We start from the raw sequence: 15,424 nt of genomic DNA, 5'->3' as shown, positions 1-15,424 counted from the left end.
GGTCGTGCGGGTTACTGCACGTCGATGGCGTCACCCGTGGCGCTGACGGCTGCCGTGGAGGCGATGCCCGCGTAGGAGTAGCGGTAGGTGCCGTCGACCGACGCCGTGACCGTCGTCTTCAGGGCGCCACCCGTGGTCGACTTGATCGTCTTGACCGTGGTGTAGGTGGTGGTGCCCTTCTTCTTGAACTGGAGCTTCACCGACTGGCCGGAGAGGCCCGCGTACTTGCCGGACTCCCAGTTGGCACGGGTCAGGGCACCGGTGACCGTGATGGTCTTGCCCTTCTTCACCGGCTCCGGAGAGGCGTTGACCGTCAGCTTGGAGGCGCGCTGCAGCTTGAAGCTGCCCGCCTTCTCCTTCCAGATGAAGTTCGAGTCGTCGCCCTTGGCGTCGACCCAGGCGTCGACGTACCAGGTGCCCGCCTCGTCGTTCACGACGTCGTACACCCGCGGGTCGACGGTGAAGCTGCCGGAGCAGGTCGACGTCGTGGTGTTGGCGGCGACGCACTTCACGGAGGCCGTGGTGAGCATGCCGTAGTTCGGGCCGTAGAGGTCGATCTCGGCGGAGGCGATGCCCTTGTTGTCGGTGGCCGTGACGGACACCGTGAACGTCTTGACGGTGGTCGCGCCGATGACGACGTTCTTGCCGCCGTTCACCACGACCTTGGTGATCTTGGTGTCGCCCTGGACGCCGTCGGCGTGGGCCGCGGGAGCCAGGACGGCTCCGGCGGCGGCGATGGACGCTATCAGGGCAACGGTGGTGGTGCGCTTGCGCATGGATTCCCCCTGGAAACGGAGATGGAGATACAGATGGAGCTGGAGATGCAGAGGAGAGAAGCGGTGATTACTGCACGTCGATGGCGTCACCCACGGCGCTGACCGCCGGGGTGCTCGCGATGCCCGCGTAGGAGTAGCGGTAGTTGCCGTCGACCGACGCCGTGACCGTCGTCTTCAGGGCGCCACCCGTGGTCGACTTGATCGTCTTGACCGTGGTGTAGGTGGTGGTGCCCTTCTTCTTGAACTGGAGCTTCACCGACTGGCCGGAGAGGCCCGCGTACTTGCCGGACTCCCAGTTGGCACGGGTCAGGGCACCGGTGACCGTGATGGTCTTGCCCTTCTTCACCGGCTCCGGAGAGGCGTTGACCGTCAGCTTCGACAGGCGCTGGGCCAGGAAGCTCTTGGCGTTGTCCTTCTGCACGTAGTCGGCGTCCTTGCCTGCGGCGATCGCCCAGACCTTCCAGCCGCCGGCCACCGAGTTGATCAGGTTGGAGCCCGGCGTCAGGTCGAAGGTCGACTTGCAGGTCGACGTCGTGGCGTTGACCACGGTGCAAGTGGCACGGCCACTGCTGCCGTTGGCGACGGCACCACTGTCGGACGACTCGATGTCCGTGCCGTGGTACAGGATCGCCTGCGCCCAGTCGACGCCCGAGCCGTCCTTGACGGTGAAGCTGACGGTGATGGTCTTCTTCGTGGTCGCACCGACGACGACCGGCTTGCCGCCGTTCACCACGACGTTCGAGATCGTGGTGTCCCCTTCGACCTCGTCGGCCTGCGCCGCAGGTACCGCGAAGGCGGAGAGGGCCAGGGCGCCGGTGACAACGCCGAGGGTGGCACGCATACGCATGTGTTCCCCAGGTCGAGATGGGGCCCCGAGGCTCGTCTTTCCACGGCTCGTGGTCACGTACGGGGCCCAAGTGATCGTGGAGTCTGTTGACTCGGGTGATCAGATCTACGACGGGAGTGAATGGTTGTACGAGTGGGGGAGCCTTTGTACAGGTATGACGAAGGTCACAGCACAGGCCTGCCGGAGGGGCCGTACATCCTCACCGTGTACGACCCCAGGGCGCGCCGCCGGTCTCAGTCGAACCAGCGGTCCCGCGCCAACTCCTCCGTTCGGGACGGGTCTTCCAGCAGGGCCGCCACCTCGAAGCGGCGCGGCCACTGCCCGGCCGCCCAGGCGAGGCCCGCCGCGACCCCCTCCAGCGTGGACGCGTGCAGGACACCGTCCCGCGTACGCCGCCAGTCGAGCTCGGTGCCGTCGACGACGAGCTCCTCGTGCTCGACGTACGACGCGGGGGTCGAGGGGCCCAGCAGGACCCGTACGGACTCCGGTACGTCGTGCTCGGTGCCCTGCGAGGTCACCTCGCCGGTCACCGACTCGCTGAGCCGCCGCACCTGGAACAGTTCGGCGAGATCGGCGGCGCGGGACGGCCGTACGGGGAGCAGCAGCATGCCGCCGGTGAAGGGCAGCAGGTCCGGCGAGTCGACGACCACGGCGTCGGCCGCGTCCACGACCACCACCTCACCGTCGACGACGGCTCGCAACTCGTCCGGCAGGGTCACCTGCTCGGGCTCGAGGTCGGCCAGGAAGCCGTAGAGGGCGTGCAGTTGGGTGCCCGACACCTCGCGGTCGGGGTCGGCGAGCCGGTCGAGCAGCTCGGCCGCGCCGCCGGGTTCGTCGAGGAGGGCGGCCACGGAGGTGCGTACGCCGAGCGCCCGCAGCACCTGCTCGTCGTCGAAGCCGGTCGCGTCCGCCTCGTCGTACAGGCCGTGCAGGAGCGGGTCGCCGCCCGCGGCGCGCAGCCCGGCGGGGCGGCGCCCGTCGAGGACGGGATGGCCGCGCAGCCACCACGCCGTGTACGGCCGGGCGATCTCGTGCGTGCCGTCCGGCAGCAGGATCCGCACCGGCTGGGTGAGCGCGTCCCGCAGCGGCGGCCGGGACAGCAGCGCGAGCGCCTGCGGCCACCGCTCGTCGTCCACGAGGTCCAGGTCCCGTACGGCGACGATCTCGGTGGCGACCGGCGGCACCGCCGCGTGGGGCAACCGGTCCAGAACGTCCTCGCACCACACGTCCACGGCGTCCAGCAGACCCGCGTCGTCGGGTTCGGCGAAGTCGGAGTCGCGCGGCTCCAGTTCGTCCGGGTCGAGGACGACATCGGTGGCGCGTACGAGCGTGAAGTCGGCCAGCACACCGCAGGCGGCGAGGGGCTGCTCGCCCCAGCGCTCGGCCCACTCGGTGTCGACGAAGGCCAGCTCGTCCTCGCGCATGACCTGGGCGAACGGGCTGCCGGGCAGCACCAGTTCACCGGCGGGCGCGAGTTCGCCCTCCTCGTCCGGGAGGGCGAGGGCGCCGAGCCAGGGTTCGTCGCCGGGGTCGAGGGCGGCGTCACGGACGAGGGTGAGCACGGTGTCCGCGAGCTCCTCGGCGTCCGGGGCGCTGCCGTCCCAGTCGTCCAGGCCGCTCCAGCCGCCCTCGTCGTCGAGGGATGCCGCGACGGCCGCGCGCACCTGCGGGGTGGTGAGGACCGCGCGGGGCGTGGCCGGGAGGGCGCCCAGCTTCTCCAGGAGGGGGTGGGCGGCGTCCGGGTGGGCGACCTTGAGGCCGAGGCGGGCGAGGGTGTCGGGGGCCGCCTGGGCGCCCTCCGCGGTGGGCAGGAGGACCTGGCGGGGGCCGATCGTCGTACGGCCGTCGGCGAGGGGTACGGGCAGCCCGGACAGCCGGTCGGGGTCGACACCGGCGAGGCTGTCGTACAGGCGGTGCCACCAGGCCGGGTCCTTCTCCAGACCGGCCAGCCGGTCCACGGCCTCGGTGAGCGGGACGCGGGCGACACCCAGGGTCCGCAGCTCCACCCGGCGTTCCAGCCCGGCGGGCAGCAAGCTGGGCAGCACCTCGGCGAGGACCTGGACGGTCTCGGCGCCCGCCCCTTCGACGACCTCGGCGTCACGGGGGCGCAGGGCGGCGGGGGTCTGGGCGGCGTCCGTGTCGGGCCAGTCGGTGGGGGCGTTCTGGTCGCCTTCCTCCGGCGGGATGGCGGGCGGCAGGAAGGCGGTACGCGGCAGCCGGTCGAGGATCGCCTGGCGCAGCGCGCCGTCCAGCTCGCCCTTGCCGAGCGGGCCGGGCACGAGGTCGATGATCCCGGCGTCCACCGGGCGCCAGGCGGCGAGCAGTTCGGCGTACGCGTCCGCCGCGCGCTCCACGAGGAAGTCGGTGAGCGGGCCGGGGGCGGCGTGCCGACGGGTGGTGTCGAGCGGGAGCGAGGCGATGAGGAGAGCCGGGACGCCGAGGGGCTCGTCACTGGGGGTCGGCGCGTGCACGACCGGGCTGGTACGGGGGCGGGCCGGGGTGCCGTCGGCGTCGACGGGTGCGGCCCAGGTCACGGACCAGTGCGGGCGCAGGCGCTCCTCGACGGGGCGGTCAGCGAGGAGGGCGGGGTCCAGGGGGCCGTGGTGGGAGACGGTGCGCCAGCGGGTGGTGCCGTCCCGGGAGTCTTCGAGGAGGACGGTGGAGGTGAGGGCGGAGGTGCTGCTTTCGGTGGGCTGTGGCGCGCTGTCGGGGGCTGTCTCCGTGCGGCGTCGCAGCGTCCGGGCCGGGGTGTCGCCGATCTCGACGACGACCTCCTCGAGGCCGGGCAGCGCGAGCAGGAGGGCGTCGTCCAGGCCGTGCAGCAGGCGTTCCGCGAGATCCTCGGCCGCGGTGTCCCGCAGCGGCAGGATGACGGCGGTGTCGTAGGGGTCCGGGGCGGTGCCCTGGGCGGCGAACGGCAGCCGGAGCAGCGGCACATGGCTGTCGCGGCGGCGGATCTCGTCCCCCAGCCCCGGGCTGTGGCGGGCGGTGTCCACCGCCAGCTCGCGGGCCTCGGCGAGGGACCAGCGGACGCCGCCGTGCCGGCCCACGACGGCAGGCTCGTCGCTCACCGCGAGGACGGCGGCGAATCCGACGCCGAAACGGCCGACGGCGGTGTCGTGCGTGTCCCGCTTGGCGGAGGCGCGGAGCGTAGAGAGCGATTCGACGCCGGCCGCGTCGAGGGGGGCGCCGGTGTTGGCCGCGACGAGCACGCCTTCGCGGAGGGTGAGCCGGAGGCGACCCGGCACTCCGGCGCGGGCGGCGGCGTCGGCGGCGTTCTGGGCGAGCTCGACGACCAGGCGGTCGCGGTAGCCGCCGAGGACGAGGTCCTCCTCGGCGTTGGCGTCCTCGCGGAACCGGGCCGGGCTGGTGGCCCAGGCATCCAGCACGCCGCGTCGCAGGCGGGCCGTCCCGAACGGGTCCGCGCCCTCGGGTGCCGGCCGCACGAACTTGCTCACGGGTTCACTCTCCTTCTCGCGGCCCGCGACTGCACGCTGGGCTCGACCGCCGCATGAAGGTACCGCGCGGGGGGTGGGGTGGGGTTTGCACGCCCCCGCCGCCCCTACCCGTCCCATCCGTCTGGGGCTCCGCCCCAGACCCCGCCAGGGGCGCTGCGCCCCCTGGACCCCCGCCAGGCATCTCAGCCCGTCCGGCGTTTGAGGACGAGGCCGTCCAGGCCGAAGCGGGGGTCTGGGGCGGCAGCCCCCAGGGACGGGACGGGTAGGGGCGGCGGGGGCGAGAAAAAGCCTCGGCCTACGAGTGGCCCAGTTCCGCCGTCTCGTCCGTCACGATCGAGACCGAACCGGAGTCCGCGGCAGGACGAAGCGGGAACGGGTCGACCCGGGTTTCGTCGATCACCGGCGGAGCCGGCCGCGGCGGTTTCGGCATGACCGCGGCCTCGGAGTGACCGCCACAGCCGTACGAGAGGGAGACGACACGCCCATCAGCCGGCGAGAACTCATTCGCACATACTCCGAACGCCTGACCGAGCGAGCCCCCGATCGGGTTCAGGAAGCCACAGCTCACGCACGCCGCGGGCGCCGCCTGAGCCATCGCCGTCTTGGGCCCGTACGACTCCTCCCAGCGGTCGGCCGCGACGTGCAGGCCGTAGCGGGAGAGGACGCGGGCGCGGCGCAGACCGAGCTCCTCCGCGACCGCCGCGATCGAACCGCGCCTCGGCGCGACCGGCAGGTTCGCGGGGCTGCCCGCGGTGACCTCCGCGTCCTCCGCCTCCACCAGTTCGGCCATGTCATGGGAGACCGCGGAGTTCGGCGCGGGCTCGTCCTCGCCGGAGAAACCGGGCTCCAGACGCAGATCCTCGGCGTCCGTCGGGAGCAGGTCGCCGGGACCCATGTCTCCCGGGCGCAGCCGCTCGCTCCACGGCACCCACTCGGGGGCGAGGAGGGCGTCGGGGCCGGGCAGCAGCACCGCCTCGTCGAGGGTGACGACCTTCGCGCGGGAGGCACGGGCGACGGTCACGGCCCAGCGCCAGCCGCGGTACCCGAATTCCATGCACTCGAAGAAGTGCGTGACAACGCGGTCCCCCTCGGAGACCAGTTCCACGTGCTCGCCGACGACGCCGGGGGCGGCGGCCTCCTCGGCGGCGCCGCGCGCGAGGTCGACGGCCTCGGCGCACAGGCGGTCGGGGGTGCGGCTTCGCGTTGTCGCTGCGCTCACAGGTATCGCTTCTCTCCTACGCCGTCTCACGGGTGCGCCATCCCTCGGCGGAGGTGCGGACGGAGCGGACCGGTGGGCCGCGTCGACGTCCGCGCCCGATCGCGCTCGGGCGCACCTACGCCATCCATTCTGCGGGATGGCCGAGAGGCGCGCGGCCGAGAACAACCGCCGCAGGCGCGCTACGCACGCTACCTTCTCCTGGCGCCTGGGCCCACACCGGCGGGGCGCTTCTGCACTCGGTGCCAGGGTTCTCCGCCTGTCCGCGGCGCCGTTTCCCACGCGTACACCCGTCTCGACGGGCGGGAAACCAGAGGGAAAATCGCCCCTCCCGACCCTCGCGGTTGGCCGGAATGGATCCCCATCAACCCCTCGGTCGACCGGAAAGAACCCCTATCGCGGCTCCCGGCCCACCGGCACAGGATCTCCGCCGCGCCCCTCGGTAGACCAGGACAGGATTCCTACCGCATCCCTCGGTAGACCAGGACAGGATCCCTACCACATCCCTCGATCGACCGGCCCAGAATCCCTACCGCATCCCTCGACCGACCAGGACAGGACCCCCACCGCATCCCTCGATCGACCGGCCCAGAATCCCTACCGCACCCCTCGATCGACCAAGACAAGATCCCTACGGCCTCTCCGGTCGACCGGAATGCCCCCTCCGCCTCTCTCGTCCACCTGGCACCAACCCCAGCCGTCCCTCCCGGCCGACGATTCCGCCCCTCCCCAGCGACCCCACTCGGCCGCTATACGCGCGGTAACCGCACTATGTACGTCCTTCTCGGGGCACTATTGCGGAGTGGCAGCCGCGAGGTCGCCCCAAGGAGCCACGGGTATCGGTGGTGACAAGGGGAGCATCCGAAGTGGCGGTACGGGCCGGAGGACCGGATCCGTCCGCGCGGTAGGGCGTGCCCTGCACTTCCCGGTGACGGGCCCGGCCCGCGGAATCCGGAAGGCGACGCACGCGCACGGGGCAGGCGAGTCGGGGCTCGGGAAACTGATCGAGCTGCACGCGGTGAACGGCGCCGGCGACGTCATGATCACCGTCGCCCTCGCCTCCACGGTGTTCTTCTCCGTGCCCACGGACGAGGCCCGCGGCCGCGTCGCCCTCTACCTCGCCATCACCATGGCGCCCTTCACCCTCCTCGCCCCCGTGATCGGCCCGCTCCTGGACCGCCTCCCGCACGGCCGCCGGGCCGCGATGGCGGGCGCGATGTTCGCCCGGGCCATGCTCGCGCTGCTGCTGTCGGGCGCGGTCGTCACCGGCGGTATCGAGCTGTATCCCGCCGCGCTGGGCGTGCTGGTCGCGTCCAAGGCGTACGGGGTGGTGAGAAGTGCCGTCGTGCCACGGCTGCTGCCGCCCCGGTTCTCCCTCGTGAAGGCCAACTCGCGGGTCACTCTCGGCGGACTCCTCGCCACCGGCGTCGCCGCGCCGATCGGGGCGGGGCTGCAGGCCCTCGGGCCCCGCTACCCGCTCTACGGCGCCTTTGTGATCTTCATCGCGGGTACGTTCCTGTCGTTCACACTGCCGCCCAAGGTCGACTCGGCCAAGGGCGAGGACAAGGCGCTGCTGGCCGCGGACGAGGAGCATCTGCACGGGCCGCGCGTGAAGAAGACCCCACGCCCCGGACTGCGTACCGTCGGTACGGCCGTCACGCACGCCCTCGCCGCCAACGCGTCCCTGCGCTGCCTCTCCGGCTTTCTGATCTTCTTCCTCGCCTTCCTCCTGCGCGAGCACCCGCTCACCGGCGAGAGCGCGGCGGTCTCGCTCGGGATAGTGGGTGTCTCGGCGGGCGCGGGCAACGCGCTCGGCACGGCGTGCGGGGCCTGGCTCAAGTCACGCGCTCCGGAGATCATCATCGTGACGGTCGTCGCGTGCGTGCTGGGGGCCGCGATCACCGCCGCCCTGTTCTTCGGGGCGCTCCTCGTGGCCTGTCTGGCGGCGGTCGCCGGGTTCTCCCAGGCCCTCTCCAAGCTGTCCCTGGACGCGCTGATCCAGCGGGACGTGCCGGAGTCCGTCCGTACGTCCGCGTTCGCCCGCTCCGAGACCTGTCTGCAGGTGGCCTGGGTGATCGGCGGCGCGATCGGCATCGTGCTGCCCCTCAACGGAACGCTCGGCCTGTCCGTGGCCGCCGCGATCGTCGCCACCGGGTGGCTCACCACCGTGCGCGGACTGCTCGGCGCCGCCCGGCACGGAGGACCGGCCCGGCAGCGGGTGTCATAGGGCCGGGACGCACGGCCACGCGGGGGCCGCCCGCGGCACGCCGCACCCCACGTGGGGAGAGCGCTGGACGTGCCCGATAGCCTTCGGCCATGACCTCCCTGCCCCGCGGCAGAGCCGCTAATGGACTCAGTGTTGCGCGCCGCCGTCGTCGTGCCGTCGCCGTCACCGGCGCCGTATCCGCCGGGCTTCTCGCCCTGTCCGCCTGTGACAAGCCGTCGCCGCTGGCCACCATCACGGTCGGCAGCAACTCGGTGAGCTCCGAGACCGACTGCTACAACGACGGCAAGGAGGTGAAGGCTGCGGATCTGGCCAAGTGCCTCAAGGCCAAGGACATCAAGTCCATCTCGGTCGACCCCGACGAGACCGTGCGGTTCGGCGTGGATCCGGAGATCGCGGACGAGGGCTGGACGATCTTGATGAACGGTCAGCCGCTGACCGACTCCAGCAAGAAGACGTACCGGACGATCCCGGGGAGCGTGTTCTTCAACGCCCAGTACGGCGCCAGCGGAAACTCCACGCTCGTCTCCATCAAGGAGGGCGACGAGACGGTGACCGGTCTGTGGTCCTTCAAGCTCAAGAAGGACGCCTGATCGCTGCCGCTGGGCTGAGAGTGCTTGTGGCCACCGCCGTTCCGGTCGAACGGGACGCGGTGGCTGGAGCGTTCGCGGTCCCGCGCCATGAGGTGACGCTGCCCGGACTGGCCCTTGAGCGGCTGTCCCCGGCACCTGCGGCCCCCTCCGCCGCCGGCCTGACCCTCGATCTGCTGGCCGCCGGCGTCGGACCCGCCCTCGCCGCCGCCTCCGCGGCCACCGCGCTCACCGCGCGCGCCCTCGAAGGCGCCCCGTACGACCTCGTGGTCTGCGCCGGTATCGCCGGCGGTTTCCAGCCGGACGCCCCCGTCGGGTCCCTCGTCGTCGCCGACGCGATCACCGTGGCGGATCTGGGCGCCGAGACCGTGGACGGGTTCCTCCCCGTCACCGAGCTCGGTTTCGGAGTCGTCAACCACCGCCCGCCAAAAACACTCGTACGAGACGTCGTGGCGGCGACGGGTGGACGCGCCGGAACCGTACTGACCGTGTCCACCGTGACCGGTACCGCCGAGCGTGCCGCCGAGCTGCGGGCCCGGCACCCCCGCGCGCTCGCCGAGGCCATGGAGGGCTTCGGGGTCGCCGAGGCGGCCGCCGCGCACGGTGTGCCCGTACTGGAACTGCGCGCGGTCTCCAACCCCGTCGGCCCGCGCGACCGTGCCGCCTGGCGCATCGGCGACGCTCTCGCGGCCCTCACCGGGGCCTTCGGGAAGCTCGCGCCCGTCCTGGAGAGTTGGAACCCACATGAGTCCTGAGCCTGAGAACGTTCGTATCGCCTACTCCCCCTGCCCGAACGACACCTTCGTCTTCGACGCCTGGGCCCACGGCCGCGTCCCGGGCACGCCCGCCCCCGACGTCACCTTCGCGGACATCGACATCACCAACGGCATGGCCGAGCGCGGCGAGCTCGACGTCCTGAAGGTGTCGTACGCCGTGCTGCCGTACGTCCTCGACGAGTACGCGCTACTGCCCTGCGGCGGCGCGCTGGGCCGGGGCTGCGGCCCGCTGGTGCTGACGAGGGAGGCCGACGCCGACCTCACGGGCCGTACCGTCGCCGTCCCGAGCGAGCGGTCGACGGCGTATCTGCTCTTCCGCCTCTGGGCCGCGGACACGATCCCCGGCGGGGTCGGCGAGATCGTGGTCATGCCGTTCCACGAGATCATGCCGGCCGTGCGGGACGGCAAGGTGGACGCCGGACTCGTCATCCACGAGGCCCGTTTCACCTACCAGAACTACGGCCTGCACAAGCTCGCCGACATGGGCGAGCACTGGGAACACACCACCGGACTGCCCATCCCCCTCGGCGCGATCATCGCCAAGCGCTCGCTGGGCGAGGAGCGGCTGAAGGGCCTCGCCGAGACGATTCGCGCCTCGGTCCGCGCCGCCTGGGACGACCCCGAGGCCTCCCGCCCGTACGTCCTCGAACACGCCCAGGAGATGGACCCCGCCGTCGCCGACCAGCACATCGGTCTGTACGTCAACGAGTTCACGGCCGACCTCGGCGAGGACGGGTACGCAGCGATCCGGGGTCTGCTCACACGCGCGGCGGCCGAGGGGCTGGTGCCGCCCCTCGGCCCCGATGCGCTGAACTTCCCCTGAAGAATCACCAAGACGTCGTACGTCATACGTCGAGCTGGTCGGCGACCGCTCGCAACAGGCCCGCGATCTGCTTGCCGGAGGCCTTGTCCGGGTAGCGGCCCTTCTCCAGCATCGGCGTGATGTTTTCGAGAAGGGTCGTCAGGTCCTGGACGATGGAGGCCAGTTCGTCCGGCTTGCGGCGCTGGGCTGCCGCGACGGAGGGGGTCGGGTCCAGGATGGTCACCGAGAGCGCCTGGTCGCCGCGCTGGCCTGCGACGACGCCGAACTCCACGCGCTGGCCGGGCTTGAGAGCATCGACTCCGTCAGGCAGGACCGAGGAATGAACGAAGACGTCGCCGCCGTCGTCGCGGGAGAGAAAGCCGAAGCCCTTCTCACTGTTGAACCATTTGACCTTGCCGGTAGGCACGTCTGTCCTCGTCCTCGTACTCGTCGGAAACTGCTCTGAAAACTGCTCTGGATAGCACTACAGCGGGTCGTCTGACCCGCCGGTACCAAGGCTAATGGTCCACAGGCCGGTGACAAGACGTCGCCGGATTGTTCCTACGCGCTGGGAACTACCCTGGTCCGGTGCGTGACAAAACCCAAGCGAATTCCACAGAACCAGGGGACCGGCTGATCCGTGCCGGTGCCCTTGTGTTCTTCATCGGAGCTCTGGCCACACTCGTCACCGTGGCCCCACTGCTGCTGGATACGACGCCCTTTCCGACGTACATGTTCGGCTTGAGCATGCTCATGGGCGTCGGCTTCCTGCTGGCCGGAGCGGGGGTGCTTCAATCGGTCGCGGCCGGCCGACGTCAGGCCCGCGCCGCCTCCCCCGCCCCCCGGTAGTCGCCCAGCCACGCCGGGAACTCCGTCAGGTCGCCGAGGACCACGTCCGCGCCCGCCGTGCGCAGTTCCGCCGCGTCGCACGGGCCGGTGGCCACCGCGACGGAGTACGCGTCCGCGGTGCGTGCGCCGCGTACGTCGCCGGTGTGGTCGCCGACGTACACGCTCGCGCCGTGCTCGCGCAGCGCCTCCGCCTTCTGCTCGGCCCACAGGTTGCCGACCACCGCGTCGGCGTCGATGCGCAGGTGCTCGAGGTGCAGCTTGGCGTTGGGCTCCCACTTCGCGGTGACGACGACGGCACGCCCGCCCGCCGCCCGCACGGCCTCGACGGCCTCGCGCGCGCCGGGCATCGCGAGCGTGCCGGTGATGGCGTGGGCGGGGTACATCTCGCGGTAGAGATCGGCGATGGCGGCCACCCGCTCGGCCGGGAACCAGTTGATCAGCTCTTCCTCCAGCGGCGGCCCGAGCCGCGTCACGACGAGATCGCAGTCGATGTACGTCCCCGTGCGCGCCGAAAGCGCCTGGTAGCAGGCGTGGATGCCAGGGCGGGAGTCGATCAGGGTCATGTCGAGATCGAAGCCGACGGTCAGCGGGCGCGAGGTCGTATGCATAAGGGCCATTGTGCCCAGCGGAGGAGACCGGCAGCCGCGCCCCTGCGCGGAGCCCCCTCGTGCGCCCTCAGTGCCCCTCAGCGCCTGCTCAGCGTCTGCGCTGTGAGCGCCACACCAGGTACAGCGCCGAGGCCAGCGCCGCGCCGCGCACCACCCACGGCCAGGTTTCCGTGACCGCGTCGTTCATGTGGCCCTTGGCGATCGGGTCGCCCCAGCGGCCGTCCGTACGACCCCACAGCCAGACGACGGCGGCCATGGCCACCACGCCGGGCATGCCGAGGACCGCCCACTTCGACTCCGCGGGGCTCAGCCGCCGTGAGGCGTAGGCGATGAGCCAGCCGAGGCCGAGGGCGAACCAGTTGCCGAGCACGGCGCCCACGACGAGGAGGACGGCGGCGAGCAGGAGGAGGGGGTTGCTCCAGTTGCCCGGGCGGGGGAGGCGACGACGGGGCGCGGCCTCGTCGGCGGGGACGGCTTTGGCGGCCTTCTTCGCCTTCCCCGTCGGGTTCTTCGTCGGGTTCTTCGTCGGGTTCTTCGTCGGGCTCGCTTTTGCGTCGTGCGCGTCGTCCTCGTCGTCCTCGTCGTCCTCGTCCGCGTCCTTCCGCTCCGGCGGCGGCTTGAGCAGATCGGGGATCTCCACGCCTCCGACGAAGCCCGGCACGCTGTCGCCGAGCCCGAACGGGCTGCTGTCCACGCGCCACCAGTCCGGTGGGGCGGAGCTGTCGCCCAGTTCGTGCGTGCTCGCGAGGTGCGGCGGGGACGGGGCGTCGTCGGCGGTGGTGCGGACGGGCTTCGGTTCTTCCGCCGGGCGCGCCCTCGGGACGACTCGGCGCAGGCCCTTGGGACGGTCCTGGCGCTCGCCGTCGGCGCGCTGGGTGGGGACGGCGGCCCGCGTGTCCGTTCCGGCCTCGGGGGCGCCCTCGCGGGCGCCGGTGACGATCTCGTCCGGGGTGCCGAGACGGGAGAGGATGCGGCGGACGGCGGCCGGGCTGTCGACCGGGGTCTTCGCCCTGCGGCGGTCGATCTCGTTGCGCAGCTCCGACACGAGCCGCATGCGGGTCGCCGACGGCAGCTGGCGCTGCTGGGCCAGGTCGCCGACGCGGCTCAGATAGTCGAACACGAGCTGGTCGCTCTCAATCCCCACGAGTCCCCTCCGGGGCAGGCGCGTTGGATACCCCGTGGCCACGAAGGTACCGGGTTTTCCGCCCTCGCCGCCCCTACCCATTCCCGTCCCTTGGGGGCTCCGCCCCCAAACCCCCGCCAGGGGCGCTGCGCCCCCTGGACCCCCGCCTTCGCCCGAAGGGCTCGTCCTCAAACGCCGGACGGGCTGAAGATTGCCGGATATCCAGCCCGTCCGGCGTTTGAGGACGAGGCCGTCCAGGCCGAAGCGGGGGTCTGGGGGCGGCAGCCCCCGGGGATGGGACGGGTAGGGGCGGCGGGGGCGAGGAAACACCCCCGGAGAGCGCCCCCGAAGAGCGCCCCCGGATATGAGTTTGCCCAGTACCCCCGCCTCCCCGGAGAATGCCTCCCCATGGGACACCTCGAAGCCGCGCACCTTGAGTACTACCTCCCCGACGGGAGGGCATTGCTCGGCGACGTGTCGTTCCGGGTGGGAGAAGGGGCCGTCGTCGCCCTGGTGGGCCCCAACGGCGCCGGCAAGACGACGCTGCTGCGGCTGATCTCGGGGGAGCTGAAACCGCACGGGGGGACGGTCACCGTCGGAGGCGGACTGGGAGTGATGCGGCAGTTCGTGGGGTCGGTCCGGGACGAGACGACCGTACGGGACCTGCTCGTGTCCGTGGCGTCGCCCCGGATCCAGGAAGCCGCGAAAGCCGTCGACGTGGCCGAGCACGCGATCATGACCGTCGACGACGAGGCCGCCCAGCTGCGCTACGCCCAGGCCCTCTCCGACTGGGCCGAGGTCCGCGGGTACGAGTTCGAGACGCTCTGGGACATGTGCACCACGGCCGCGCTCGGCATCCCGTACGAGAAGGCGCAGTGGCGCCAGGTGCGGACGCTCTCCGGAGGAGAGCAGAAGCGGCTCGTGCTCGAGGCGCTGCTGCGTGGCACGGACGAGGTGCTGCTCCTCGACGAGCCGGACAACTATCTCGACGTCCCCGGAAAGCGCTGGCTGGAGGAGCGGCTCAAGGAGACCCGCAAGACCGTCCTGTTCGTGTCGCACGACCGCGAGCTCCTCGCCCGCGCCGCCGAGAAGATCGTGAGCGTCGAGCCCAGCCCGACCGGCGCCGACGCCTGGGTGCACGGCGGCGGCTTCGCGACGTACCACGAGGCCCGGCGGGAGCGATTCGCGCGCTTCGAGGAGCTGCGCAGGCGTTGGGACGAGAAGCACGCACAGTTGAAGAAGCTGGTGCTGAATCTGCGTCAGGCGGCGTCCATCAGCCACGAGTTGGCCTCGCGCTACCAGGCCGCGCAGACCAGGCTCAGGAAGTTCGAGGAGGCGGGCCCGCCTCCGGAGCCGCCGCGCGAGCAGGACATCAGGATGCGACTGCACGGCGGGCGTACGGGCGTACGGGCGATCACCTGCAAGGGACTTGAGCTCACCGGCTTGATGAACCCGTTCGACCTGGAGGTCTTCTACGGCGAACGGGTCGCCGTGCTCGGATCCAACGGCTCCGGCAAGTCGCACTTCCTGCGCCTGCTCGCCGGCGGCACCGTCGCGCACACCGGCGAGTGGAAGCTCGGCGCGCGGGTCGTCGCCGGGCACTTCGCCCAGACGCACGCCCACCCGGAGCTGGAGGGCCGCGCACTCCTCGACATCCTGTGGACCGAGCACGCCCAGGACCGCGGCGCCGCCATGTCCCGGCTGCGCCGCTACGAGCTGACCGCCCAGGCCGAGCAGCGCTTCGACAAGCTCTCGGGCGGCCAGCAGGCCCGCTTCCAGATCCTCCTGCTGGAGCTGGAGGGCTCCACGGCCCTGCTGCTGGACGAGCCGACCGACAACCTCGACCTGGAGTCGGCGGAGGCCCTCCAGGAGGGCTTGGAGGCGTACGAGGGGACGGTCCTCGCGGTCACGCACGACCGCTGGTTCGCCCGCTCCTTCGACCGCTATCTGGTCTTCGGCTCCGACGGCCGGCTCCGGGAGACGACGGAGCCGGTGTGGGACGAGCGGCGCGTGGAGCGGGCCCGGTAGTCCTGGGCTCGCGGGCACTTCCCGGAGGCCCGGGACCCCGGATGTTCGTAGAGTGGAGGGAGGACGGCGAGATCCATGGCTCCCTCCCGGACGCCGCTCGGGTACCCCGCGGGGCAGCGCCTCCCCC

The 15,424-nt window shown here is 71.7% G+C and carries 13 protein-coding genes and 1 pseudogene; 6 read left to right on the top strand and 8 right to left on the bottom strand.

The window, feature by feature from the left end; genetic code table 11:
• Window positions 1–11: 11 nt before the first annotated feature.
• From ACX28W_RS01695 to ACX28W_RS01680, 4 genes are all read right to left on the bottom strand, one after another.
• Window positions 12–776 carry a calcium-binding protein gene (locus ACX28W_RS01695; protein ID WP_458996941.1) on the bottom strand — a complete coding sequence of 255 codons (765 nt, stop codon included), beginning with the start codon at window positions 774–776 and terminating at the stop codon, window positions 12–14.
• 67 nt (window positions 777–843) lie between these two features.
• The gene (locus tag ACX28W_RS01690; protein WP_458996940.1) at window positions 844–1,623 is read right to left on the bottom strand and encodes a calcium-binding protein; all 780 of its coding nucleotides are present in this window, start codon (window positions 1,621–1,623) and stop codon (window positions 844–846) included.
• Between the two features lie 233 nt (window positions 1,624–1,856).
• A complete protein-coding gene (locus tag ACX28W_RS01685) occupies window positions 1,857–5,081 on the bottom strand; it encodes a sacsin N-terminal ATP-binding-like domain-containing protein (RefSeq protein ID WP_458996939.1) in 3,225 nt (1,074 codons plus the stop codon).
• Between the two features lie 295 nt (window positions 5,082–5,376).
• On the bottom strand, window positions 5,377–6,300 hold the full coding sequence (locus ACX28W_RS01680) for a DUF3027 domain-containing protein (RefSeq protein ID WP_458996938.1): 924 nt from the start codon (window positions 6,298–6,300) through the stop codon (window positions 5,377–5,379).
• 799 nt (window positions 6,301–7,099) lie between these two features.
• Between ACX28W_RS01680 and ACX28W_RS01675 the strand changes: the two genes are divergently transcribed.
• From ACX28W_RS01675 to ACX28W_RS01660, 4 genes are all read left to right on the top strand, one after another.
• A complete protein-coding gene (locus tag ACX28W_RS01675) occupies window positions 7,100–8,524 on the top strand; it encodes an MFS transporter (RefSeq protein WP_458996937.1) in 1,425 nt (474 codons plus the stop codon).
• Window positions 8,525–8,613: 89 nt separating this feature from the next.
• A complete protein-coding gene (locus ACX28W_RS01670; protein ID WP_458996936.1) occupies window positions 8,614–9,114 on the top strand; it encodes a DUF2771 domain-containing protein in 501 nt (166 codons plus the stop codon).
• 26 nt (window positions 9,115–9,140) lie between these two features.
• Window positions 9,141–9,866 carry a futalosine hydrolase gene (locus ACX28W_RS01665; RefSeq protein WP_458996935.1) on the top strand — a complete coding sequence of 242 codons (726 nt, stop codon included), beginning with the start codon at window positions 9,141–9,143 and terminating at the stop codon, window positions 9,864–9,866.
• A complete protein-coding gene (locus ACX28W_RS01660) occupies window positions 9,856–10,710 on the top strand; it encodes a 1,4-dihydroxy-6-naphthoate synthase (RefSeq protein WP_458996934.1) in 855 nt (284 codons plus the stop codon). Before ACX28W_RS01665 ends, ACX28W_RS01660 begins: the two co-directional genes overlap by 11 nt.
• A 22-nt stretch (window positions 10,711–10,732) precedes the next feature.
• Here ACX28W_RS01660 and ACX28W_RS01655 read toward each other — a convergent pair whose 3' ends face one another.
• Complete coding sequence (locus tag ACX28W_RS01655; protein WP_362067089.1) at window positions 10,733–11,116, bottom strand: cold-shock protein; 384 nt, start codon at window positions 11,114–11,116, stop codon at window positions 10,733–10,735.
• A gap of 161 nt (window positions 11,117–11,277) precedes the next feature.
• Between ACX28W_RS01655 and ACX28W_RS01650 the strand changes: the two genes are divergently transcribed.
• The gene (locus ACX28W_RS01650) at window positions 11,278–11,538 is read left to right on the top strand and encodes a hypothetical protein (RefSeq protein WP_458996933.1); all 261 of its coding nucleotides are present in this window, start codon (window positions 11,278–11,280) and stop codon (window positions 11,536–11,538) included.
• On the opposite strand, the gene ACX28W_RS01645 is transcribed toward ACX28W_RS01650, so the two are convergent.
• The 3 genes and pseudogenes from ACX28W_RS01645 to ACX28W_RS01635 form a co-directional block, all read right to left on the bottom strand.
• The gene (locus tag ACX28W_RS01645) at window positions 11,505–12,146 is read right to left on the bottom strand and encodes an HAD family hydrolase (RefSeq protein WP_458996932.1); all 642 of its coding nucleotides are present in this window, start codon (window positions 12,144–12,146) and stop codon (window positions 11,505–11,507) included. The two genes, ACX28W_RS01650 and ACX28W_RS01645, sit on opposite strands and share 34 nt — an antisense overlap.
• 88 nt (window positions 12,147–12,234) lie before the next feature.
• The gene (locus ACX28W_RS01640; protein ID WP_458996931.1) at window positions 12,235–13,290 is read right to left on the bottom strand and encodes a hypothetical protein; all 1,056 of its coding nucleotides are present in this window, start codon (window positions 13,288–13,290) and stop codon (window positions 12,235–12,237) included.
• A 172-nt stretch (window positions 13,291–13,462) separates the two neighbouring features.
• Window positions 13,463–13,624, bottom strand: a pseudogene (locus ACX28W_RS01635) (cobyrinate a,c-diamide synthase); the annotation flags it as partial.
• A gap of 53 nt (window positions 13,625–13,677) precedes the next feature.
• Between ACX28W_RS01635 and ACX28W_RS01630 the strand changes: the two are divergent.
• Window positions 13,678–15,297, top strand: a complete 1,620-nt coding sequence (locus tag ACX28W_RS01630; protein ID WP_458996930.1) for an ATP-binding cassette domain-containing protein — start codon at window positions 13,678–13,680, stop codon at window positions 15,295–15,297.
• The last annotated feature ends 127 nt before the right edge of the window (window positions 15,298–15,424 follow it).

The sequence above is a fragment of the Streptomyces sp. SD15 genome, from assembly GCF_054462255.1.
The sequence above is the reverse complement of the archived record's forward strand: the minus strand, read 5'-3'. Positions and strand labels throughout refer to the sequence as shown.